The organism is Pedobacter sp. CFBP9032 (assembly GCF_034045265.1).
Classification (GTDB): domain Bacteria; phylum Bacteroidota; class Bacteroidia; order Sphingobacteriales; family Sphingobacteriaceae; genus Pedobacter.
Window position 1 is genome coordinate 17,931 of the sequence record NZ_JAXCWE010000009.1, and the last position, 24,058, is coordinate 41,988.

Here is a 24,058-nt window from a genome sequence, read left to right on the forward strand (position 1 = left end):
AGGATTAAGAATTTGAGGATTTGGATATTGAAATATTCTCTCATTCAATCCTTCAAAATTGAAATCATGTTGAAGTAATATTCTCTCATTCAATCATTCAAAATGTAAATCATTATAAAGAAAGTGCTCTAACCGTGGGCACTTTTTTTATTTACAACATTTCCTGTAACGATTCGTTTATTCGGCAGTCTAAAAGAAAACCAGGAAGTGATGGAGAAAATATTAAATTGGAGAAAAGGTTTATTTGATAGTAATTATCAGGTATGGGAGAGTACATTTCTTAAGTTTTCAATCAATTTCAGCTCTTTTAAAAATTCTGCGATAGCCACCACACAAGAGGGTATTTACTGGTTAAAAAGTGAGGGCTATTCCAATCCGGAAACTAAAATATTCAATCAGAAAAATGAGGTTTTGGCCGTTATCCGTTATGATTGGATAAACTTTAAAGCGAAGATTTTTTGTACTTCAGGAGAGGAATTCGATTGGAGTTATCAAAATAGCTGGGCAAGCAGATGGTCTGTTAATAACCATAAAAATAAGCAGGTTATCTATAATTCATCATCTGGCGGAGGCCTCATTCACAACAATATTGACGATGATCTGGTAGTTGTAGCCGGACTTTTTATCCGGGAATATTACACCCGGATTCTCTATCTATTTATTATCATTATGGTAATGCTCTCCACCAGCAGAAGTATTTTTTAAGTTTAAAATGCTTACCTGTTGAACAACAATTTGATGTTGATATTAATTGAATGATTTTAGATTCGTTTCTGAATACGTTGAGTCAAGTGAAGTGGGCGCGCCTGGTTAAAACCAATCTTGTAAAAGATCTGAATTGAGTTCGGGAAAACTTGACACTATAGTCTTAAAGTCCGCTTACTCCCCCGCTCACTACTAATTTCATTGCATCAGCTGCGCTCATATTTAAATCTGTAACCTTATCTCGTTTTACAATACAAAGTTGGCCTGCAAAGGAATATGATAGGGGAAAATAAACGGCTACATCATCCGGCAGATCAAGTTTATGGAGATCATTCTGGGTTAAGAAGCCAATTTTCTTTAATCCACCTTCTACCTCAACCAATACCGGGTGATTAAATTTCTTTTCATCGCCAACAAAAGCCTCTGTAAGATCTTTAATGGAGGAATATATAAAGTTGAGGAGCGGCAGTCGTTTCATCATCCGCTGAAACCAATTATACATGGGCTCAGTAACCAAATTGGTCACAAAGATTCCAGCGAGCAAAATAATGGTTAAAACGGTAAGAAGTCCTAAGCCTGGAATATTTCTGCTCTCACCTGTACGGGGATTTACCCCTAGTATATTATTGACATTCAACCAGCTATCTACAGTGGTTACCGCCCAAACCACAATAAAAATGCTCACTGCAATGGGTACTACAATTAATAAACCTTTTATCAAATAGTTTAATATTGCTCTCCCGATTTTGTTCATGCTGCAAACTTATTTAAAAATGTTCAATAGTTGTTAGTTAAAGGTTTATTAGTTTATTGATCTGAAAATTCAATAGCCACCAGCCATTGGTTTGCAAGTTACGAGTTGAATAGTCATTGGTTAACATGGCTATAAAGTGTGTTCAGACGAATGAGTTATTGACTCCATGACAAATGAACTGACTTATTCATAAAAATACACGCGCTTAACCCGCTGTGATATAGCGGTTAAGATTTCATAAGGAATGGTATGGATATCATCCGCCAGCTGCATAATGGTACGTTCTTTATTAAATACGATCGCTTCATCACCAGCGCTTACATCCAAACCAGTAATATCCAGTATGGTCATGTCCATACAGATAGAACCGATGGTTGGAACTAAATGACCATTAATAAGCATTTTACCTACCCCGTTTCCGAAATCACGACGGTAACCATCTGCATAGCCGATTTTTACGGTCGCAATTTTACCACCATTTGGCATCACCCCTTGCCTGCTGTAACCTACAGTTTCGCCGGCATCTATGGTTTTAACTTGGGTAACCGTGGTTTTTAAAACCATTGTGGTTTGCAATCCGCGGTTATTTAAAAGTCCAGCATCGAAACCGTACAAACCAATTCCCAACCGAACCATGTCCATTTGCCCGTCTGGCCAGCGACTAATTCCCGAAGTATTGGCAATATGAAGTATAGGTTGGTAACCCAAAAAATTGATTAATTTGTTAGCGATAATTTTAAACTTATTCATCTGTTGCTGGGTAAAACCATCATGCTCTGCTTCACCACTTGCAACCAAATGCGAAAATATACTTTGAATTTTTACCTTTTGAGCATCTTTTAGCAACTCAGTTAATTTATCAATTTCATCATGATCAAAACCTAAGCGATGCATTCCACTATCAATCTTTAAGTGCACAGGATAATTTGTAATCTCTTCAGGAAGCGCGTTTAAAAAGCTTTTCAAGATTTCAAGGCTATAAATCTCAGGTTCCAAATGGTGATTTACAATCGCTTCAAAAGCAGATTCTTCGGGACTCATCACCATAATAGGCAAGGTGATTCCAGCCTTACGCAAAGCAATCCCTTCATCAGCATAAGCCACTGCCAGATAATCAACTTTATGAAATTGCAGCAAATTGGCAATTTCGAAACTTCCGCTTCCATAAGAAAAGGCCTTTACCATGGCCATGATTTTAACACCTGGCTTAATCTTCGATCGGTAAAATTGTAGGTTACCTACCATTGCATTTAAGTCGATCTCCAATATGGTATCGTGTATTTTCTGGGTTAGAATTTTGCTGATTCTTGCAAATTCAAAACGCCTGGCTCCTTTTACTAAAATCGTTTCATGGCTAAATTGCAAACCTGGAAAATCATGAATAAAAGCATCTGTATTATCAAAGAATTGTGTTTCACATTGAAAAAGCACCTCATATTGAGCAAGGTTCGCTCCGATTCCAATCAGTCGATTTACTTTCTTTTGTGCAAGCAAGTCGGCTATTTCGGTATATAAAACTATATCGTCTTTCCCTGTTTCAAATAACTCAGAAAGGATAACAGTTTTTTTAGCATGCTGATTTTGTTGATTGAGAAAATCTAAAGCGATGGCCAGCGAAGAGATATCGGCACTGTAAGAATCATCAATAATAGAACATTGATTAATGCCGTTTTTAAGTTCGAGGCGCATACTTACATGACTCAACTTATCAAGACGTAAACTGGCCTGTTCTGAGTCATAACCTAAAGCCAGCAAAGTAGCCCAGCAAATAATGCCATTTTCGATAGAAGCTTTATCTTTAAATGGAAGAAGACAAGTAATTTCCTGATCCTGATGAATCGCCCGCAAATGACAATTTCCTTCAAGAGGTTCTATTGCAATAATTCGAAGATCTGCCCTTTGGGTACTGCTCCAACTAAATTTTCTTTGACCTGGTAATGCTGAAAAATCAATTCCGGTAACATAATCCGGAGAATAAATAAATAATTCGCAGGTTGCAAAAAGTTTAAGTTTTTCAGCTAGTTTTTCTTCTTTAGAGGCGAAACCTTCTGCATGTGCTTCTCCAATATTAGTCAGGATGCCAATTTGCGGCTGGATGATTTCTGCAAGCGTTTCCATCTCGTTTGTAGCGGAAATACCCGCTTCAAAGATTCCAAGGCTATGATCGGCATTGATTTGCCAAACAGAAAGTGGCACCCCGATTTGAGAATTATAACTTTTCGGACTCCGGATAATATTAAAATCTACCGCCAGCAGCTGATATAACCATTCTTTTACTATGGTTTTTCCATTACTGCCTGTTATGCCAATCTTTTTTAAGTTAAAATGATGTTGATGAGTGGTAGCAAGTTCTTGTAGGGCTTTAAGCGCGTCATCAACAAGGATAAAATTACAATCAGGATATAAGGCAATATATTTTTCTTCGGTTATTACAAAATTTCTAATCTGTTTCTTATAAGCATCTTCAATAAACGCATGCCCATTCCGGTGAGAAGTCAATGCAAAAAACAATGAATTTTCTGCCACCAGCACCGATCGGCTATCAACAATCAAATATTGAATTATAGCCTGGCTTAAGACTAATTTGGCATCAGCCTGAAGAATTTCCGCAATGGTTGAAATGGTATAAATTGGGTTTTGCATTATTATTTATATTCAAAAAAATACTTCAATCGCTATTATTTTTACGAATTTCATCAATTAATTATGAAAAGCGGCAAACAAGAGACAGCAATATTAGACAAAAAACAGGCACTAGCCAAAGCAGAAAATTTTTGTGTCTACCAGGAACGTTCGCAAAAGGAAGTTCGATATAAATTGGTAGAATGGGGAATGCGCGGGGATGAGCTGGAAGAGATTCTATCTGAATTGATTGTAAACAACTTTTTAAACGAAGAGCGTTTTGCTAAATCATATGCTTCGGGTAAATTCAACATTAATAAATGGGGTCGCGTAAAAATCAAACAAGGTTTAAAACTGAAGGGTGTTCCAGATAGAATTCTGCAAAAGGCTTTGTATAGTTTAGATGATGATGATTATATGCAGACTTTGGAAAATCTGGCCATTAAAAAAGCGAATGCGCTATCAGAATCTAACCCTTTAAAAAGAAAAATGAAGCTTACAACCTATCTGCAGGGTCGCGGATTTGAAATTGATTTAATTTTACTTGCACTGAAAGCCAGCAATTTAAACTAAATATTAAATTTTTAATAAAAAATCCCTTGACAGAAATAGAAATCTGTCTATATTTGCATCACCAAAACGAAACAGCATATCGGTTTTGTTCATGCGAAAGTAGCTCAGTTGGTAGAGCACGACCTTGCCAAGGTCGGGGTCGCGAGTTCGAATCTCGTCTTTCGCTCTAAATGCCTTCTTACCAGGAGGCATTTATTTTAAAAGGTTAACCTACCGATGGATTTCGGAAAAAGGCTAATGCTCGGGTGGTGGAACTGGTAGACACGCAGGACTTAAAATCCTGTGCTTTCAAAGGCGTGCGGGTTCGATTCCCGCCCCGAGTACAAATTCAAAATCGAAGTAAAACCTTTCAGAAATGGAAGGTTTTTTTAGTTATAGCTATTTTGGTTAATCGATAATTAAATTGGGGATCAAGCGGAAAGGGAAAATACAAGTATTTTATTACCTTCTCTTAAATTGCAAGTAGATTTTATAAGAGAATTTTGAAGCGAGTTTGACTAGTACGAATTTCTATTTCAATGTTGCTACTATTTAACATCCTCTTATTTTGTCTTTAAATTTGATAATATGTAACTTTGATAACGTAATGTTAAATAGCATATGGAAGTTACAGTAGACATTGGGTATGAGCAGCTTTTGGACGCAATTAAAAAATTACCTGCCGCAAAGATTAATCAGCTAAAAACTGCATTAAATGAGGGATTTATTCAAGAAAAAGCGACGGCTGAGCTTTCAGATTTTCAGAGTTTCCTACTAAATGCACATAATATGGGTTCAGATCAGTATAAACAACATAAGATTGACAGGAAGCATTTCAACGTATGGAGAATGAAATAATTTGCCTTGATACTTCAATACTTATTGATCTATAAAGAAAGAAAAACAAAGAGAAAACGGCGTTTTTTCAACTTACTTCAAAATATAACCTATTTGCGGTATCGGTAATCACTGAATTCGAAATCATGATTGGGGCTACCCCTGAACAGATTCACTTTTGGGATGATTTCTTTTCAAGGGTTACGATCTTACCTTTTGATAAAAAGTCAAATGATCAAGCAATAAGCATTTATAAACAACTGAAACAAACTTCCAAATTAATTGAATTGCCAGATTTATTAATTGGAGCTACCGCGTTGGGGAATCAGCTAAAGATTGCTACGCTAAACAAAAAACATTTCGAGCGAATAGCTGGTTTGGAAATCGTTAATTCGTAAAGGAAATATTTTTATGTTACGAGTTTTTGACTTAAGTTATCTGTGATTGAGAAATTGGATTTTCATAAAATAGATAGTTTGATTGTTATCTATAAGATTTCAGGAACTGAGCTACTTTTCGCAGGTTTATATCTTAAACAAATTAGTTAAATTCTCGATAAACCTATTAAATACGTTTGGATATTTGTAACGTTGCCATATTGCCAAAAGAACACTTCTATGCGACGAACTGCATTATTGCCTTTAAATCCTCATGAAGATATTTGTATAGCTGTAACGGTGGGAGTAGTTCAAAAAAAATCGAAATAAAAGCCAATTAGAATCAGGGCTTTTTATTTATTGCGAAGATGTAGAATCATTAAAAATTGCAGAATCGAGCGGAATTTTACATTTTAAAAAATCGCAGCTAATTAATTTTCGAATCACAAAAGGATAAACTAAAGAAGGCTTATTAAAGGGATCAAAAAAAATTTTCATTTAGTTTTGCATCTGATATTTATATTCCTATATTTGCAACCCCAAAGGGAATACAGCGATTGTATTAATTATGCGAAAGTAGCTCAGTTGGTAGAGCACGACCTTGCCAAGGTCGGGGTCGCGAGTTCGAATCTCGTCTTTCGCTCCAAATGTTTTCCTACCAGAAAGCATTTTTTTTTAAAGATTAATCTTTCCGGATATCGGAATAGACTAATGCTCGGGTGGTGGAACTGGTAGACACGCAGGACTTAAAATCCTGTGCTTTCAAAGGCGTGCGGGTTCGATTCCCGCCCCGAGTACTTCAAAAAAAAATCGAGACTAAAAGCCAATCCTAACCGATTGGCTTTTTTGTGGAGGACAGAATTATTCTTCTATAGCAATTAGAATGAATTAAGCACAATCTATATAGTTGCCATATGAAATCTAATCATCAAGCCTCTCGTTTATATCCATTTGTTGATGTAAAACTCTAATAATTTCCACTAGACTAGCTTTTAAGTTTAACTTATAGAATATAAAATGAGACTTTACGCGAGCCCGAAAATATCCGTCTCTTATATGATTGTTATCCTCTCCTGATTGTGGATTTTCTAAGATATACTCGATTTCATTCATCAACAAGCCAAAAATACCTATCTGTCTGTTCAATAAACCAATTCTCAAAAGTATAAATCCAGATGTTTTCGAGGTCTTTAAGTGCTTCGTTACTAATTTTATACTCCATTGTCTGTAGAGTGTTTTTGATGCAAAGACTCTAGAAAGTCTTTCTTATCAAAGCTTTTCACAAAGCCAGATTTTTCACCTTTCTTCAATTCCTTGACAAGTTCAGCTTTTTTGGTTTCCGAATATTCGAACATCTTTGAGGCGGCCCGAACTACCTCACTCGCGGATGAGAATCTTCCGGTTTCTAGCTGTTTATTTATAAAACTGTCAAAATAGTCTCCCAATAATATAGATGTATTTTTTGCCATGATTATTCAATGCTATAGACAAAAATACCAATTTGGTATGTTTTGCAAATCTCCGATTTTTTAGATATTCAAAACATTCGGATATTCGTACCGTTGCCATATTGCAAAAGCCCATCCATAGGCAATCAAAAGTAATATCACCTCTAAATCTTCATAAAAATGTTTGTATTTCTGTACCGTTAGGAGTACTTCAAAAAAACCGAAAATAAACGCCTTGATAAAAATCAGGGCTTTCTGTTTTAAGAGAAATTAATTATTTTGTATATGTACAGATTTGACTTTTTCTATTTTCCTTTCTTATTTCCAGATCTATCTTTCTCTACTATCGAAAACTATAGCCATAACCTAAAGTTGTAGTCAAATCATTTGTTTTGCCCTTTACCCTCATATTCCTATTCTGACTCATCAAACTAAAATTGAGGTTATGCTTCTTCAACATTACATAAGATGCATTAGCCCTGATATTCAGCACGCTACTCTGCCTTACCCCCATCGAATTGCTCAGGTTATAGGAAGTGGAAAGACTCGTATTTAGTGTCTTCTTAAACAGTTTCGCATTTACTGAAAGTGTTGGACCCATTGTTAAGAAATCATTTTTTCCAATGGTGTTATAACTGGTATTGTATGCTAGCGTAATTCCAATTCCTTGTTTAATCAATACTACATTGTAAGCGGCGGCCAGATTGTAAAATTGAGAAGCGTTTCCATTAGCTATAATTCCACCCTGTTGATCTGTAGCGTCCTGAAAACTCATGTTCAAATTTAGGGCCTGGGTTTGCTTTTCATTCTTTTGAGTCATCCAATTAATATTTGCATTGGCATTTTGTGAAATCTGTACATAGTTAAGGGTATCGATATTCTGGAATTGAGATGACTGATTAATATAATCAAACTTCGGCCTCATATTCATATAGGTTTGAAAATTAGAATAACTTGCCGTGGTTTGTATCTTCTCATTTGGATTGTAGCCTATATTCGCGGAGCCTACAAAACGCCTGGTACCTGATGCTTTGCTATGGTCAAGATCATCGCGCTGGAAACCAACATTAACTGCAATATTGGCCTTATCCTTTAAAAATACCTGCGATAGGTTTACCGTTATATTCTCCAAATCGCTGTTAAAATAATAGGCACCTAAGGTTTCATAACCTGGATCAACCCGCTCATAACCCACGCCTAGTGTACTTTTTTGATAGGTATAATTCATTTGTGTTTTAAACGCATTATAATATACTGTAGAGCCGTTGACAGTTGAAATTCGGCTTAAAAAGGTATTGGCTTTATTGTGCCTTGTAGTTGTATCCCGAAGATCTTTAGTTATACTGCTTGTAGCAAATTCTGTAGAAAGTTCTAACCCTTTTAGGGGTTTAACTTTCGCTTCCCAACTCATTACCAGGTTTTGTTTGGGATATATCATCAGACTATCTGGCTTATTGGACAATGAATTTAATTCATCTTCAGCCTTAAACATGGTTAACCCCAGCATATAACTTGCTTTTTCATAACTAACCTTGGCGCCGTACCCTATCCTTTTATATCCGGGCTGCGTTTGATTAACCAATGGGTTATACTCAACAGCTTTATTCAATCTACCATACATAGCACTTAATTTCCATTGCCCATCTGGAGTAATGTCAAAACCTATTCCTCTAAATTGATGACCATTTAACGTATAAGGTGAAAACGTCATTGCCACATCTCCAATATGCCCAGATATCCACTTAAAGGTGGGATTTAGACTTAATCGATTAGGTAAGGTAGGATAGCTGAAACCGTGCCCGCTATTGGTCAGGTTAAATGAAAATGGCAGATTGATCTGTCCGAAAAGATTGGCATTCACATTTCCTTGTAAAAAATAAGTAAATGGATCACGTGTGGTGGGCCCGTCTCCTGCGAACATTACACTATTTGCATTTATACCACCATTTATGCGAATGGGTTTTGCTTTACCTATCCCCTTTAAACTTTCTAAATTGATATTCTGTGCTTTCAGGCTGAAAGCTGAAAACAAAAAGACCAGAGAGAGCAATACCTTAAAACAAAAAGTAGAAAAACCAGGATGTTTGCAGTTATTTAATTTAATAGCTAAAGTGATGTTCTTCTCTTTTGGTCTAAAATAATTTTTTAAAAATTTGATCATAGCGCATTTATATTTTTAAGGCGTTTTTTGCACTTTAATATCCACCACGATATAAGATTGAGTAGCGTTGGATACATATTGTTTGATTTTGATGGCTCCCTTTCGACCATCAGCAGTTTGGTAAAGGATAATTCTAGGTATAGCTATATTGGTAAATTGTTTTTTACCCGCAGCGGAGGGATTAATGGCGTAATTCTGAAAGGTAGCCCCATTGGTGATGGCATCAAAATCGGAACTGCTCATTACATCGCCACAACCACAGTTTTCCTGCGTATTGATTACCTTGCTTTTCATTGCCTGTGGTATGGCATTAAAGGTATATGCTGAAGCAGAATCTGGTGGAAGGAATTTATTGTAGGTGAAATTCTGGTTTAAACCAAAGTAAACCACATCTATATATTTTCCATCTGTGGAAAGGTCATCCCCAGCTTTAAAGGTTTTACGTAAACTCGTAGAAAAGAAACTACCGATAGTACTATGAGCGGTATTAACCCCGAGTTTCAAATCGGTAAAAGTTCTTAAATTTTTATTTGGCAGTACCGCGATGGTCTGCGTAACCTGTTTACTTTCTTTCCCATTCCCCGCCGTAAGCGTAACCGTATAGGTACCTGCGTTGTCAAAATGTATGTTTGGATTTTCGGCCGTTGAATGATCAATCGTTCCTCCCGAAGTTGTCCAGGTATAGGTTAAACCGCTAACGGTTCCATTTTTTAAGGTTGCATTTAAGGATACTTCGTTATCGTTATCTTCAAACGAGGGAACAATATCAAAAGATGGCGATAGTGAAGCTGCTACATGAATTTTTTTCGTCTTGGAGAAACTTTCCCTTCCATTGCTTACTGTAAGGATAATGTTGTGGTAACCTGTATCTACAAAATTAACAAGAGCTGGTTGTTGCTCGGTGGAGCTAGCAGGTAAACCACCCTCAAATACCCAGCTATAAGTACTAGCCCCGATCGTTTTGTTATTCAGTTTGACTTGTACTGGAGAAAATTCATTGGTTTGGATAACCGGGTCAAAATCTACGGTTACCGCACTATCCAACTGTATGCTCACTTCTTTAACGCTTTCATTATCCTCATTCCAGGCTCGGAGTTTTACTTTATATGTACCAGCACGGTCGAACTGTATAATCCCAGGGTCTTTTTTATTAGAAACATTCGGACTACCGCCCTCAAAAGTCCATTCGTAGTTTTGTGCACCCGTACTGGTATTTACAAAACTTACCTTAACCGGAACCGTGAAATTTTGATTGATGATCTCGTAATTGAATCCCGCTTTGGCTTCGGTAATGGTTTCTTTCTTACAACCCATAAAAATGCCGAAGGAGATCAAGGATAAGACGTAATAATTTATTTTCATATTTGTAGAGCACTTGAAATTGATTTCAATTAACGATAAGAAAATGCATCTGAGATCTAATTCAGATACATTTCCTTAGCTTATTTTGTAAGGCTAAGGGTAGTTTCTGTATAGCTTACCCCATCCTTGAAAAGCTTTTTAAAATACAGTGTAAGATTATGGTCATCCAATTTTTGGATCGAAAACGTCATATCGCCTATAAGAATCTGAGTATCACTTTCAATTGTATAATCCATAACTTCTTCAGGATTTGTACCTTGCTTGATGTAGACCTTACCATCTGTTCTGAAGTCAAAATAGTCAGTAGATATTCCTTTATAGCTTGAAGTTGTTTTTGCAGATGGTGGAACGTTCTCGGTATTTATTGCTGTACCAATACCCCATTTAACTTGAATTTTTTGTGCTGTAGTTTGTACAACAACTTCATCCTTTTTACAGCTCACTAAGCTGAATAGGGCAACGAACATCATAATTGTGCTTTTGATTGTTTTCATTTTGCTTTCTGATTTTTAACTGTTTATTATTTAATTGATTAGTTTTTCTTCATTTTATCTTCCGCGCCAAAGCTGGCCTGCAGACTAAATCTTAAAGTATTTGCCATAGGACTTTTTTGCGTGCTGCCTAGCAGGTAGGCAAAGTCTATTTTAAAAACATGGTATTTAAAACCGGCACCCAGGGTTAGATACCGGCTGTTTCCCTTATTTGGATTTTGATAGTTATAACCAGCCCGTAAGGCAAATTTTTCCTGGTAACTGTACTCAATTCCAGTTGAAACACCTACTTCCTTAAATTCTTCTCCAATTCCACCGGGCGCATCGGCGAATGAGCCAAAAATACCAGCGGGAACTGAACGGTTCGGATCAACCCCTTTTGATATTTTTCCGTTCCCGTCATAAATAGGCTGGGTTGGAGCCATAAGTTTATTGAGGTCTATTGCAATAACGAACCTGTTGTCATTGTCTGGTAGCAAAGTAGCTGCTGTACCTAACTTAAAATTGGCCGGTAGAAAATAAGCTGCGCCACCAGTATTGTAACTGACCTTGGTACCAATATTGGAAAGGTTTATTCCGGCAGACCATATTGCGGATTGGCCAAAAAGTACCGTTTCTTTTTTATAAAGACCTGACACATCGGCGGCAATAGCCTTGCCTGCCTGTACCTGCGATCCGGTGGCAAACTGCCCGCTGTAAAGATTGCTATAGATAAAACGAAGCGTGCTGCCCATTGCAAAATCTGGCCCGAAACTTCGGGTATAACTTACATCGAAGGCGAGCTCATTTGGATTGTAGGTACCCAAATTTTGAAAATAGTTATCCGTGAACTGTACTGCACCTAATGAAAAATAGCGAAAGGAAGCGGCAATGGTATTTCTGTCATCCAAACGGAGATATCCACTCAGGTAGGCCAGGCTCATATCCGGTACCAGACTTTTTAACCATGGACTATAAGATACCGACGCTCCTGAACTGCCGACAGGTAAAAATGCGAGAGCCGACACGTTCATGGCTGAAGCATTTGCATCCGCATCAACCGCTACCCCGGCATTGCCCATGGCACCCGCCCTGGCCTGCGGTACTATAGAAAGGAAAGGAACTGCTGTTACAATATTGTTTTGCCTGCTCCCATCCGTCTGTATGCCTGAAATGGTTTGGGCATAAAGGGGCACCACCGCTAAAAGCAATGCCATTAATATTAATCCATTTTTTCTACTTTTCATTAATCCCTTTAGCATTTAAACAGCGCCTGCTGTGTTTACCTATAAGCTTAGGGATGTTTGCTTTTATAGGTTATTGTTATTCCATTGCCTTTGGGATGTGCAATGATTTTATTTTTCGACTAAACATATAGGGGTTGTTTAGTACTTTTTACAATCAGGGATGATTGTTTGTTTTCTTAAATTTTAGGCAATTGCCTATATTAACTTTGACTTACTAGCGCTTATCAATGTATCAGCAATAAATACTCGAAATTGCATTTTATACAGACAAGGCCCTCGCTAAAGTATTCATCTCTTGATGTATATAATACTCCAATGTTGGCTGACGGGTGTCGGACGTACAACTATAAAGACATCATAAATATTCAACTTCAAAGCCCATTTTTTATACTTGTTTCTTTTATTATTCTAACCTATTATTCACACGCTATAGGCGTGGGCTAGCGGGTGATATGCCTGTTGCTCTGTTCCAATGATTATATTATCATCCCATTCAGGTTTAAGTCTTCCGCCAGGGCGAATTAGATCAATTTTGAAACCAAGGTCCCCATACCGAAGCGCTTTACTGTTTTATATTAATTTTAAAAACACTTATCCTTTAAGAATTATTATCCACATTTGACACACAATTAACTGTCTTTGCCCTAATTAAAATTGCCTCATACTTATTACACTTTGGGGGAAAATATATATCTTTCACCACCCAAATCCGCATTCAACTCATCAAAATAAATATCCTTTACATCTAAAAAAGCATCTTCACAATTAGGAAATAAGACTTTTGAATTAGGTAGTTCAAATAGAATTTTAGCTGCATTTAACCAATCTTTTCTTTTCCATAAATTATTTAAATAGATTAATTGTTTTTTCGGCATAATCAAAAGCTGCTTTTGCTTCCTGCGAAACTTATAAATGACTAGTAGTCAGATTGGGTATTTATTGCTTTTAAATCATACAATTTATTTTGGTCTATTAGCAAATAATTTTCGGGATGTAATTTTAGATATTCTCTGGCGAATTCAAATAACAATCTTTTACATCGAACCTTATCAGTTGAAAAAAGAGATATTAATCTTTTTCCTTTAACAATATTTAAAACTACACAAGGGTTTTCTTCATCAGAATATTTTAAGTATTTATGATACGTATCGATATCTTGTCTCAGAAAATTTATATTTTCATCTAACCGTTTATTGTCATCAATATAAATTTTACTTAAATTTATTTCTTGGTTATGTCCTTGAAAAAAAATGGCTTCTAAATTATTTATATGATAAGCACTCCGCATTATACCCATAAAAATTTCTTCCTTGGTACTTAATTTCTCTGATAAAAACTGAATGTATGCCATTATTTTAATAAATTTAGAAGTTCTCGCAACGAATTGGCAAAGTCAATTCCATTGTCTTTTAGTTCACTAATATATTGTTTATCTGATTGAAATAATTCTCCAGCGCTATTGCATGGTAATGGCTCTTCAACATAAAGAATTTTTCTCCTATTATATGGGTTTATAAAATTTTCATTATTTGGTTTTGCGACATACGCAGCTTGTTCATCTAGTGTAAATTTATTTTTTGCCAAAGAAATATTTCTTTTAACCTCTATTATTTCATCAGCAGTTATAATATCCAACTCAGCAACTGTTTGATTTTTTGAATTCTTAAATAATTGGTTAAAGCCTTCTATTTTCTTTCTGGATTGAACTAACTCTGCAGCTTTAGCTTCAGCGACACCTCCCAAATCATTTGCATTCGCTTTCTTAGAAGCAATTGAGGATATTATACCTTGTTCTAATTGTTCTTCCCATTTGACTAATTTACCTGCCGGATTTATGTATTCAATTTTATTGCCATTTTTCACAATAGCACCTAATACTTTCTTACCAACAACATTCTCTACTACAATTCCATCCCCTTTTAAAAACCTGCTCCATCCTCTTAAAGTAGATGGTTTTACAATAAGCTCGGGCAGTAGCAAACCTGCATAAAAAGAACGAAGCTCGTCAATTTTATCTTCTTTAGCAGTCTGCATAATCTGCCCTGCAATAAATGCGGGCAGGATAATTTTCTCTCCATTACTTTCGAGAATTATCGGTGCAGTACCGTTCAGGGTAAACAGGTTTACACAGTGGTCTTCAAATCTGAATAACTTGTTGCCAGGTGCATCGCCATTGCAGGGCGTATCACTGTATAATCCCCTGCAGAGATAAAAGTAAGCAAAACCAAAAGTTAGGTCATTATTTGTTATGCCGAAACAAGAGATTTTATACTGCCCGTTCTCATTGCCCAGAATTTTTGTTTCCTGGGGATAAACGGTAGATAATTCTTCATTTCCTGTCCAGGTTTCGCTTATTTTTTTGGTTACTGCCGTGGCAAACGACAACTTATCAACCATTTTCAATTTTGCATAAACCGCCATTAAGGTCGCGGTTTCAGTGTTAATTTTGTCCTTTAGATAAGCGGTTGATATTCCCTTTATCAAATTATTTATTGCCTTGCCCTCATCGGTACCAACTTTATCTACCCGACAGTTTAGAAGTGATTTTAAACTTGTCCATTTCTGCTCGTCGGTTATAATTGGTGTTACAAAACTTGGTATGTTTTCATACAGATAATCAATGTTGTCACAATCGGCACCGACAAGTTTTAGTTCACTAATAAACTTATCGGTTACGGTTTTTTTGTACGGTTCTGTATAAGAAAAACCCTGCGCAATAAAGAGATACTCCATCTCTTCGGTATTGTTTGTTTCCAAACGGATGGCACGTTCATCACTATTTTCGTAATTGTAGTTTAAGGTATATTGTATCTTATCCAGGTCTGGCAGAATGCTTATCGATGAATAAACTTTATCGTTTGCACTTAAGTCTACATTCCCTTTTTTAACAGATAAATTCCCCTTTAAGTGAAATGTTTTTTGAATACCATCAACATTGGCACTATAAGATTTATCAATTGGGATTAAGGTTACAAGGCCTAAACTAGAGGTAGAGGAAATGGATTCCTTGCTTATAAAATTGGTATAATCATAAGCCACAACTTTTCCTTTGTTATCAATTAACCATTTAACCAGCTTATCGTAGTCTACTGCTTCAGCAAGTTTTTTACTCGCTGTTTTCCTTTCCTTTGCCTTATCTGCGTATTCCTTGATTTTTGTAGCCCTGGCTAGTATTTCCTTACATTTCGAATAATCGTCAAAATTCAGAAAATCTATATTTGGGCCTTTTTTGGGCGTAACAGTGTTCCCATCACAGCCATCGCCCGAGAGACCAGTATAGGCATCTCCAATAGCGGTTTGCTCGGCTTTTAATGCCGTTTTCTCTTCGTCTGTTAGGTAAGGACTTTTTAAAATCTCATTATAGATTTCGTTTTCATCTTTTCCCAGGATTTCAGCTGCCTTTTTGTTTTCTTCTGTTCCTGTATATTGGTCAGTAAAATCCTTTCTATTTTTGATCAGATTCGCAATCTCATTAATAAGTGTTGTTAAGTCTTCCGCTATCTGTCTGGTATCGGCAATCTGTTTCTCATTCGGGTCATAAGTCGTCTCAATCACCCCTCCAAACAGCTGTCTTTCGGTGTTTACCTGTATGCCGCTAAAACGAACCTTAACATTTAGCTGCCCCAGCATGGGGATGGTAACATACCCCTCACCGCTGAAACTTCCACCACCGGTTACCTTGGTCAGCTTTACCGGAAAACCACCTGCCATAATTAAATCGCCCTGGTTTAACGCCTGTATGGGTGTTCGATTGGTAATCGAAATCTCCGGACTGATCATCCCACAGTTTACCGTAGCGGTATCTTTCGGGTTGCCGTTGATTTCAAGTGTAAGCATATCTGAGTATGTTGCCTGATCTATCCCGATGCCGATGTTACCCGCTACGCAACTACTGCCCACACGGTATTCGTAAGTGCTTCCGGGCTTAAGATCGTAAAGCATAGCCCTATTTTCCAGCGTATTTACGCTGTACCATTTCGAGCCGCTTAAACTGCGTTCACGGTATTGCAGGGTATAACCACCTGCAGGAATGCCTCCGTTTGATGGATCGGCTGTCCAGTTAATAGTCGCCCGCCCACTGCTTACACTCGAATTAATGGCGAGTGGCGGTTTACAATCGCTTTGGTAGGTAAACCAGTAGATTTCGCTAAAACCGTTATTCCTATAACTGTCGGCCTGCTCGCCCGTTGGCGAAGTGCTTACCGCCCTTACCCGCCAGGCATAGCGCTTGCCCGGAATCAGCTGGGGTTCAGCAGGCCCCATCAATAAGGTGGTTGGCCTAACGGTAACCTGGCAAAGGGGTTGTGTACTCTCAAAAGCAGCCTCGGGTGCAATGCCTGTATCCCAAAGCTCTTTTAATGTAAATTCATATTCCGTATTAAAGGCGCCGTTCGGGCTACCCAGATTCCTTGGTGTCCACTGGAAAATGATGTTCTGGACGGCTCTGCTGGCTATGCTTTCGCCCTTTAATGGCAGGTTTAACAGTGGCGGATCTGAAAGCGTGATATAAGCCATGCTACAGCTTTTCCTACTAAGCACCTGACCTGTATTAACCTCTATCACTTCAAAACAGAAGGAATAAAAGCCCTCGGGCAGCTTGCCGTTCTGGGCATACATGGCCCGGGTTATGCCGGAGAAGTTGAGGTTATCGATATTGAAATAGGGTGCCAGATCGCCCAAACTTAGGCGCTGTGGAATACCCGCATCGAGTGTAATGGTGGGATAATAAACCCCATCTCTGCTCTGCAATTTGGCATTCTGCCCTTCAATGTACATGCGCAGGCGCACGTTTAACACAGGTTTCTGGAGATCGGTATTAGTCAGTACTACAGCCAGCCGTTCGGTAGTGCCGTTATAGTAATCACTCGTATTCAAGGAGTAGGGCGGCAACAGCACGGGACTCACCTGCACCGGATAGATTTGGGCTTTTGAGCCGAAAGCGAAAAGCAGAAAGAATAAAGCAAGACGTAGCGCTTTTATGCGGAAGATAGAGGGTATAAGGTTTTGGGTCTTAGAGACTAAAGACCAAAGCAGAAAGACTAAAGAACTGAAATTTTTCCGCCAGAATAGGTCGCCATATCGAGATAAACCCGGCACAGGCTGGCTCGCTTTTGCCAAAGCCTCACAATGACGACTTATCAAGTGATTTCCAGATCCTACCCTACTTTTATTTTTTATACTCATTTTATATATCTTATAGCGAGTATGATTAACACTCATTTTTTACTTTTTTGCCAACCATTATTGTTTGATATGACCACCCCGCCTTGCAGGCATCCCTCAGCGGGAAATTTCCCCTCATAGCTTTTATAAATGCAGTGGCCTCGGCTCGCTTCACAACCACGCCTCCCAATAGCGACGTATTGGATGGGTTCAGCGCTCTGGACTCTCGACTTCGCACTTTTTCGCTTTCAGCTTTACTGTATCACCACCTTGTAAACCATATTTCCTTTTGGCGTTTCCAAAACCATTACGTAAATCCCTGTCGAAAGTGTTAAGGAATAGGGCAGATTGTAACTGCTGTTCCCACTCTCCTCCCGGGTATCAATCAATTGACCAGTAATGGTATTTAGTAAGCGTAACTTAATTTTTGTAATTTCCTGAAGCTCAATTTTTGCATTAAAATTTCCATTGCTGGGATTCGGCGCAATGATGAAAGATTTAATAAACGGATCTTTCACTGTCCCAGGGTCGTTGAAGGAAGTACCCTCAATTACGGTAACTTGCTTGGTAAAAATCTTAAAGCAATCGCCTACCGTAGCTTTTAGTCCGATGCTATAGGTGCCAATTGCCGAAAAACTCAGTTGCAGGTCATCATCAGTTTTGGAAAGCACCTTAATGTTAGCATTGCCTGGAATTAACCATTCTACCTTCTGCGGTTTCGGACTACTAATATTTACCAAATGGATGGTTTCGTTCTTAAAGGTTTGTGTGGTGACTACAAATTCTGATGCAATTACAGCGGTACTCTTTTTGATTTCAATGGTATCTCTGCCCACACAGCCTTTATCGGTAAAAGCCTCCGCATAATAAATACCCGATGTACTTAAACTTACTTTAGCGGTATTGGCTGCGAAGCCGTAATTACTTGTCCATTTGTAAACAGCGCCATTTGGAATGGTGGCATCTGCCTCATGTGCCTGATCTACACAAAGGGTAATATCTGGACCTAAATCTATCTTAACGGCTTCGGGTTGCGTTAGGATATAGGTGATGGTTTTACTACAGCCCTTACTTTCTGAAACCGTTAAGGTATAAGTGCCAGCATGAAGATTGCTTAGGTTTTGGGTAGTTGCGCCATTACTCCACAAGTATTCGTAAGGTGGTATCCCGCCAGTTACAGTATGATTAATGGCTCCATCATCACTGCCAAAACACGTTGGATTTTTAACAAGATCAGCAGTAATTAGCAATGCATTTGGGGCAGTTACATTTACCTGTGTCTGAATTTGGCAACCATGGGCGTCGGTAACAAAAACAAGATAGTTTCCATCAGTTAGGTTTTTGATATTGGTGGTGGTATCCCCAGTGCTCCATTCAATATGGTAAGGTAATGTTCCGCCTATTACAGTAAGATTTGCTGTGCCGTTGCTATCGCCGCTGCAAATTAATTGTGTAGAAGAAACGGTTACCGCAAGTGCAACAGGTTCTGTTAAGTTAAAAGGGATAGATTCTTTAGTGATATTGTTCTGATCGGTAATTTTCACTTTATAACTCCCAGCATTGGCATTTATGAAAGTGCTATCGGTTTGCATTAATGGAGTATAAGTCCCATTTGTCTGTTTAAACCATTCGTATTTATATTTCAATCCTGGTATAACGATACCGCCTGCTGCCTTGGCATAAAGTTTTCCATCAGCATCGCCTTTGCAAGAAATGTATTTCAACTCTTCAATTTCTACTTTTAGCGGTGGTGGTTGTTTTAATGTAATGGTATCCATCAGCATACAACTTGAGGCATTTGCGGTTTGTGCCAAGGCATAATTGCTATCTGTTACCCTCAAAATGTACTTGCCATCTGCGGCATTATTTAAAACTGTTTTAAAAGGATTGGTGGTATTGATCACATTAGAAAGTGGGGTTCCATTTGTATCTGTCCATTGAACATTATAACTACCAGCGGTTGATGTGCCGCCTGAAATACTGATTTCTGCACGGCCGTCATTAGAGCCAAAAGCGGTTGGGTTAACGATATTCCTTGCATCGATTTTTAATGGCCCCGCCGGTTGAGTAATGGTTATGGTTTGGATAACCTCAGCTCCGTTTGCATCTTTTTGATAGCAACCGATGCTATCCGCTACCCTAATGGTATAGGTGCCAATATCCAGGTTCGTGAGCTGATGTTGATCGGCGGATGAAAACGCAACAGTAGTATAATTTACATCAGTCTGGTTTTTATATAAAAGCTTGTAAGCGCCATTTCCACCTGTCGCGTTAATTGAAATTATTCCGTCAGCTCCATCATAACAATAGATATCTCTTTTACTTACCTTAAAATTCAGTGCTGAAGGTTCTGTGAGTGCAAAAGGTTCGGAAGTGGTGGAAACCTGATTATTATCTTTAACGTTGACCTTGTAAACACTTGCACCTACAGCAGTGAGTATGCTATCCGTTTGTGTTAAGGTGGTAAATGTTCCATCAACTTCTTTTAACCATTGGTAAACATATTTTTGTCCGGATATTTGAACTCCACCTCTTACTTTAGCATAGAGTTCACCGTTTTGATTACCATTACAATCAATATTTTTTTGTTTTTCGATCACTACACTTAGCGGCTTAGGCTGCGTCAGTGTGAAAGTATCTATTGCGATACAACCTTTTGCATTTTCACTTTTTGCAAGATTGTGGTTGTTGTCTGTTACTCTTAAAATATATTTTCCATCACCGGCATTGTTTAAGGTGGTCTTAAACGGGTTATTGATATTGGTAAAATTTGACAAGACATTGCCTGTAGCATCTGTCCATTGTACATTGTAATTCCCGGAGTTAGGTGTTCCTCCGGTAATTATTGCTTCAGCCTTCCCATCAGTTGCACCAAAAGCCGTAGGATGCGTAACTTGTTTGTTGTCAATCTTCAAAGCCTCATCAGGCTGATTGATTACCACGGTGGAAATGACTTCATTGCCATTGCTGTCTTTTTTATAACATCCGTTCTGATCTAGCACACGGACTTTATAAGTACCAACATCCAATCCATTTATGGTGTGCTGCCCTGCAGTGGCAAAAGTAGTTTCGGTATAAACTGCTTCCTCCTGTTTCTTATACAAAACCTGATAACCTCCATTACCACCACTGGCATTTATGGTAATGGTTCCGTCTTTCCCGTCGCGGCATAAAATATCACTTTTACTGGTAGAAAAATCTACAGCATCAGGCCCGGTAAAACTCGCAGTACCCGTATGATTTGACGCATCAGAATAACCAGCAGTGCCATTATAAGTATTAATGAGTTCTATTTTATAGTTTCCTGGCGGGAAGTTTAATGGAGTGGTAACTACATTACCATCTTCCAGGCTTGTAACATTTGAAACATTCTGGATATCACCTGTTGTAGTTTCTGTGATAACTAAATTAAGTGATTCTCCTGAAATTAAAGCCCTGTCAAAATAAACCTTAAAGCCTCCGTTCGATTCGCCAAAACAATTGTTCGGTAAAGCAGTGATGGAATTGATATGAGGCGCGGAGTTCCGCACATTCAATGTTATTGGGTCAGTGAATTTATTGCAACCTAGATTTAGTCGAAAAAAAATATTATGACCGACTAAATTATCCGCACTTCCACCAATCAGTTCTTTAGCGCTAAAATTTATGGATTGCTGATTTTGGAACTGAGATGGAAGATCTTGCCATGTCGCATCATTATCTTTCCTAAACTGCCATTTATAAACACTGGCAGGGAAACCTGAAGTTGCCTGCAAATTGATTTTATCATCAGATGGCAATAAATAGTCATTGTTGCCAGGACTAGAAACGTTTGCCTTAGCATACATCACTAATTTATGCTGAATAATCTTGCTATTATAATTTAGACATTTCCAATCATTATCTCGATTCGTTAAATCAAAACAGTTTTGATCTCCATTTCCACCTAATAGAAATAGAGAACTTCTATTTCCACAATCGTTATTCCAAAAAACAAACTTTACTTCACGATCTGTATTAATAAATAGGTCATTTATCGGGCCTTCACTAACTGGAATTGAGATACTTCCGGTCACCCTTCGGCCATCTTCTTCATTATCCATTGAAAAATCGTTGATCTCTTTTGTATTAGAATTATTCTTGGTGTTATAGAGCATATGTAGCATATAACGTCTTCTATTACCATTATTTGTAAATTTAAAGCTCACGTCATATTCAAAAACATATTGTTGCGCAATTCCATCTACGGCCAAACCTATAAACAAAATAAAAAGTATAATTTTCTTCATCATCTAATATTTTATCGTTACCGTTTTCATTTCACTATATGCACCACTCTGTAGGACTGCTATCACTCCATATTCATAACTCGTATTTATCGTTGGCGCTGTATCAAACAGTCCTTTCTCTTTTGCACTTAAAACCTTCCAAAGGCTTAAACTAGCGCCAGTTTGTGCTTTGTATATTTGATAGCTTTTTACATTATCCAGTTTATCATCCCATACTATTTCTATTCGATGTTCATCTGGATGTGGATAGGCATATAATCTGGTCAATATTAATTTGCCAGTTGCTAAAGCAGCAGTTTGAATCATCAGAATTTCAGATCTTGTTTTAAGATTGCCTTCATTTTTCACCTCAATTACATACTGATAGTTTTGTTCTGCTTTGAGCTTTTCATCCGTAAAACTATTGGTGGTATCCGTAAAAGTTTTAACCGTTACCCAGGCACTATCCGGATGGGTACGCCTAAGAATGGTGTGGCTCACCACATCACTATCGCTACTATTTACCCAGTTCAGCATCACTTTATCTCCTGCAGTTTTATATTTGGTAATCACTGCCGGCGACGGTGGAATTACAGCTGGTTTCTTCAATTCAACCAGTTCGGATATTTTTGACTGGTTAAAGCGTTTATCTATGGCGCTTACTCCATACCAAGCCTTTTTATTTGTCATCTTTAGGCTCAACACATCTTTATAGCTGTTTACATACCATACAGAATCTATTAATGGTACCGCCTCTTCTCCCTTGCTTAAGGCCCTGAATATCTTGTACCCGAGTAAATCAGCCTCTTTATTGGCATCCCATTGTAGAGTTACTTTACCTGTAGTATCTATTTTTGCAACAAGGCCGCTTGGTATGGCAGGTGGAACAGAATCTATTGGTTGCACCAAAACAGGATACGAGGTTCTTGCCTCACTTTCTTTTCCCACAGCCGTAATGGTAAAATAATTGGAGCCATCGAGTTTATCGTAACTCAGGTTCCTACTCTCGGGTGAGATATTTTTTATCACTTCCAGATATGGTCCTTCAGACTTTGTGGCTTTGTTCAGGATAAAACCGCTGATTTGGTTATTGCCTGCTTCGTCAAATTCCCATTGCATTTGCAATACGCCTTTATCATCAATGCTGTTATTTTTGATATTGGGCACAAATGCCAACAGGCTTTTACCCTTTCCCTCTGCTATATCAGTATAGGGGCTTAGTTCGCCAAACGGGTTGATCCCTGCAATGCGGTATTGATATTTCGTAAGGTTGTTATTAAGTGAATCGATATAATACATTCGGTTAGCACCCGCCCCTTCTTTTTCATTTAAGTTGGTAATAGGCAATTCACTTACTTTTTTAAAGGTTGCTCCACCGTCTATCGATTTCTCGATATAGTAAGCATTATAAAAATTCCTCAAACGGGCGTAATCCCAGCTTATTACTACACTTTTATCGCCAAAATTGGTGGCCACTTCTTCTATTTTGGGCAGGGGTTCGTAGTCGTCCACTCCAATGTAGGCACCCGCTGAATCGATTTTTAAAAGACCCGGAGGTATCGCTGATTTAATGCGGTAAAAATACTTTTCGTTGCTTTTGATATTCGTATCCGTGTAACCCCAACCTGCCATTTTCGCACCGGCGAAGCTCATATCTGCTGCATAAAGCGAAAAACCGAAACGCTGATCAAGATCTTGTGATTGCGCCATGATGTTGGCTACCCCATTTGATGCCGTTCCGCTCATCTCAAATTTGTCCCCATAAATGGCCTGAACAATAACGGCTGCGAAATTATCGGCACTGGCCAACTTTTCCCATTCTGCCAGTGGTTTTGGTTTTAATGCCTTTGCAATCAATTTCCGCTCGGGTTGTGCTAGCATTTTTTTATCGCGTAAAATGGTAAATCGTTCTACATTAAAGCCGTATTTATTGCTGAGTTTCCAGGCTTGTGCATCACTGGTGCCCCAGCGTATATTAATCAGGTTATCTTTTTTTGATACACGGGCCATCACCATGATTTGTGATTTTGGCTTTTGATTTTGTTTGTTTTTTTGTTGCGCAATTGTTGGGAGGAAACAAAAAACTAAAAAGTAAATGGTGTATATAGAGTGC

General features: G+C 38.0%; 16 protein-coding genes, 4 tRNA genes and 1 pseudogene. 8 read left to right on the forward strand and 13 right to left on the reverse strand.

Features of this window, described 5'->3' with window-relative positions:
• The first annotated feature begins 210 nt into the window (after positions 1 to 210).
• Positions 211 to 705 carry a hypothetical protein gene (locus SOM16_RS16045; protein ID WP_320465013.1) on the forward strand — a complete coding sequence of 165 codons (495 nt, stop codon included), beginning with the start codon at positions 211 to 213 and terminating at the stop codon, positions 703 to 705.
• Between the two features lie 163 nt (positions 706 to 868).
• Here the strand turns inward: SOM16_RS16045 and SOM16_RS16050 are convergent, their stop codons facing one another.
• Positions 869 to 1,459, reverse strand: a complete 591-nt coding sequence (locus SOM16_RS16050; RefSeq protein WP_320465014.1) for a DUF502 domain-containing protein — start codon at positions 1,457 to 1,459, stop codon at positions 869 to 871.
• A 183-nt stretch (positions 1,460 to 1,642) separates the two neighbouring features.
• On the reverse strand, positions 1,643 to 4,102 hold the full coding sequence (locus tag SOM16_RS16055; RefSeq protein WP_320465015.1) for a bifunctional UDP-N-acetylmuramoyl-tripeptide:D-alanyl-D-alanine ligase/alanine racemase: 2,460 nt from the start codon (positions 4,100 to 4,102) through the stop codon (positions 1,643 to 1,645).
• A gap of 63 nt (positions 4,103 to 4,165) precedes the next feature.
• On the opposite strand from SOM16_RS16055, the gene SOM16_RS16060 reads away from it, so the two are divergent.
• From SOM16_RS16060 to SOM16_RS16090, 7 genes and pseudogenes are all read left to right on the forward strand, one after another.
• Positions 4,166 to 4,654: a regulatory protein RecX gene (locus SOM16_RS16060; protein ID WP_320465016.1), complete on the forward strand. Its 489-nt coding sequence runs from the start codon at positions 4,166 to 4,168 to the stop codon at positions 4,652 to 4,654.
• 93 nt (positions 4,655 to 4,747) lie between these two features.
• A tRNA-Gly gene (locus tag SOM16_RS16065) sits at positions 4,748 to 4,820 on the forward strand.
• A gap of 73 nt (positions 4,821 to 4,893) precedes the next feature.
• Positions 4,894 to 4,977, forward strand: a tRNA-Leu gene (locus SOM16_RS16070).
• Positions 4,978 to 5,254: 277 nt separating this feature from the next.
• Complete coding sequence (locus tag SOM16_RS16075) at positions 5,255 to 5,491, forward strand: hypothetical protein (protein WP_320465017.1); 237 nt, start codon at positions 5,255 to 5,257, stop codon at positions 5,489 to 5,491.
• Positions 5,492 to 5,568: 77 nt separating this feature from the next.
• Positions 5,569 to 5,868: pseudogene (locus SOM16_RS16080) on the forward strand (type II toxin-antitoxin system VapC family toxin); the annotation flags it as partial.
• A gap of 549 nt (positions 5,869 to 6,417) precedes the next feature.
• Positions 6,418 to 6,493: transfer RNA gene (locus SOM16_RS16085), tRNA-Gly, on the forward strand.
• A gap of 67 nt (positions 6,494 to 6,560) precedes the next feature.
• A tRNA-Leu gene (locus SOM16_RS16090) sits at positions 6,561 to 6,644 on the forward strand.
• A gap of 124 nt (positions 6,645 to 6,768) precedes the next feature.
• Here the strand turns inward: SOM16_RS16090 and SOM16_RS23255 are convergent.
• From SOM16_RS23255 to SOM16_RS16145, 11 genes are all read right to left on the reverse strand, one after another.
• Entirely contained in the window at positions 6,769 to 6,960 is a 192-nt protein-coding gene (locus SOM16_RS23255) for a type II toxin-antitoxin system RelE/ParE family toxin (protein ID WP_414692268.1), read from the reverse strand.
• Positions 6,961 to 7,058: 98 nt separating this feature from the next.
• Positions 7,059 to 7,316 (reverse strand): type II toxin-antitoxin system ParD family antitoxin, encoded by a 258-nt coding sequence (locus tag SOM16_RS16100; protein WP_320465019.1) that lies wholly within the window; start codon positions 7,314 to 7,316, stop codon positions 7,059 to 7,061.
• A 322-nt stretch (positions 7,317 to 7,638) separates the two neighbouring features.
• Positions 7,639 to 9,456, reverse strand: coding sequence for a hypothetical protein (locus tag SOM16_RS16105; protein WP_320465020.1), 1,818 nt, complete (start codon positions 9,454 to 9,456; stop codon positions 7,639 to 7,641).
• Positions 9,457 to 9,471: 15 nt separating this feature from the next.
• A complete protein-coding gene (locus SOM16_RS16110) occupies positions 9,472 to 10,818 on the reverse strand; it encodes a PKD domain-containing protein (RefSeq protein ID WP_320465021.1) in 1,347 nt (448 codons plus the stop codon).
• A gap of 80 nt (positions 10,819 to 10,898) precedes the next feature.
• The gene (locus tag SOM16_RS16115; protein WP_320465022.1) at positions 10,899 to 11,312 is read right to left on the reverse strand and encodes a hypothetical protein; all 414 of its coding nucleotides are present in this window, start codon (positions 11,310 to 11,312) and stop codon (positions 10,899 to 10,901) included.
• 38 nt (positions 11,313 to 11,350) lie between these two features.
• Positions 11,351 to 12,535 (reverse strand): type IX secretion system outer membrane channel protein PorV, encoded by a 1,185-nt coding sequence (gene porV / locus SOM16_RS16120; RefSeq protein WP_320465023.1) that lies wholly within the window; start codon positions 12,533 to 12,535, stop codon positions 11,351 to 11,353.
• Between the two features lie 668 nt (positions 12,536 to 13,203).
• Positions 13,204 to 13,410 carry a hypothetical protein gene (locus SOM16_RS16125; protein WP_320465024.1) on the reverse strand — a complete coding sequence of 69 codons (207 nt, stop codon included), beginning with the start codon at positions 13,408 to 13,410 and terminating at the stop codon, positions 13,204 to 13,206.
• 41 nt (positions 13,411 to 13,451) lie between these two features.
• Positions 13,452 to 13,886, reverse strand: coding sequence for a hypothetical protein (locus SOM16_RS16130; RefSeq protein ID WP_320465025.1), 435 nt, complete (start codon positions 13,884 to 13,886; stop codon positions 13,452 to 13,454).
• Positions 13,886 to 17,719: a fibronectin type III domain-containing protein gene (locus SOM16_RS16135; RefSeq protein ID WP_320465026.1), complete on the reverse strand. Its 3,834-nt coding sequence runs from the start codon at positions 17,717 to 17,719 to the stop codon at positions 13,886 to 13,888. Before SOM16_RS16135 ends, SOM16_RS16130 begins: the two co-directional genes overlap by 1 nt.
• A 233-nt stretch (positions 17,720 to 17,952) precedes the next feature.
• Positions 17,953 to 21,969, reverse strand: a complete 4,017-nt coding sequence (locus SOM16_RS16140; protein ID WP_320465027.1) for a T9SS type A sorting domain-containing protein — start codon at positions 21,967 to 21,969, stop codon at positions 17,953 to 17,955.
• On the reverse strand, positions 21,970 to 23,955 hold the full coding sequence (locus SOM16_RS16145) for a hypothetical protein (protein ID WP_320465028.1): 1,986 nt from the start codon (positions 23,953 to 23,955) through the stop codon (positions 21,970 to 21,972).
• Between the last annotated feature and the right edge of the window lie 103 nt (positions 23,956 to 24,058).

Excerpts from the sequence above, each read along its gene's own strand:
- SOM16_RS16130 (WP_320465025.1), bottom strand. The coding sequence starts at position 13,886 with ATGGCATACATTCAGTTTTTATCAGAGAAATTAAGTACCAAGGAAGAA.
- SOM16_RS16055 (WP_320465015.1), bottom strand. The coding sequence starts at position 4,102 with ATGCAAAACCCAATTTATACCATTTCAACCATTGCGGAAATTCTTCAG.
- SOM16_RS16105 (WP_320465020.1), bottom strand. The coding sequence starts at position 9,456 with ATGATCAAATTTTTAAAAAATTATTTTAGACCAAAAGAGAAGAACATC.
- SOM16_RS16100 (WP_320465019.1), bottom strand. The coding sequence starts at position 7,316 with ATGGCAAAAAATACATCTATATTATTGGGAGACTATTTTGACAGTTTT.
- SOM16_RS16060 (WP_320465016.1), top strand. The coding sequence starts at position 4,166 with ATGAAAAGCGGCAAACAAGAGACAGCAATATTAGACAAAAAACAGGCA.
- SOM16_RS16050 (WP_320465014.1), bottom strand. The coding sequence starts at position 1,459 with ATGAACAAAATCGGGAGAGCAATATTAAACTATTTGATAAAAGGTTTA.
- SOM16_RS16075 (WP_320465017.1), top strand. The coding sequence starts at position 5,255 with ATGGAAGTTACAGTAGACATTGGGTATGAGCAGCTTTTGGACGCAATT.
- SOM16_RS16125 (WP_320465024.1), bottom strand. The coding sequence starts at position 13,410 with ATGCCGAAAAAACAATTAATCTATTTAAATAATTTATGGAAAAGAAAA.
- SOM16_RS16140 (WP_320465027.1), bottom strand. The coding sequence starts at position 21,969 with ATGATGAAGAAAATTATACTTTTTATTTTGTTTATAGGTTTGGCCGTA.
- SOM16_RS16115 (WP_320465022.1), bottom strand. The coding sequence starts at position 11,312 with ATGAAAACAATCAAAAGCACAATTATGATGTTCGTTGCCCTATTCAGC.
- SOM16_RS16145 (WP_320465028.1), bottom strand. The coding sequence starts at position 23,955 with ATGGCCCGTGTATCAAAAAAAGATAACCTGATTAATATACGCTGGGGC.
- porV (WP_320465023.1), bottom strand. The coding sequence starts at position 12,535 with ATGAAAAGTAGAAAAAATGGATTAATATTAATGGCATTGCTTTTAGCG.
- SOM16_RS16045 (WP_320465013.1), top strand. The coding sequence starts at position 211 with ATGGAGAAAATATTAAATTGGAGAAAAGGTTTATTTGATAGTAATTAT.
- SOM16_RS16110 (WP_320465021.1), bottom strand. The coding sequence starts at position 10,818 with ATGAAAATAAATTATTACGTCTTATCCTTGATCTCCTTCGGCATTTTT.
- SOM16_RS16135 (WP_320465026.1), bottom strand. The coding sequence starts at position 17,719 with ATGAGTATAAAAAATAAAAGTAGGGTAGGATCTGGAAATCACTTGATA.
- SOM16_RS23255 (WP_414692268.1), bottom strand. The coding sequence starts at position 6,960 with ATGAATGAAATCGAGTATATCTTAGAAAATCCACAATCAGGAGAGGAT.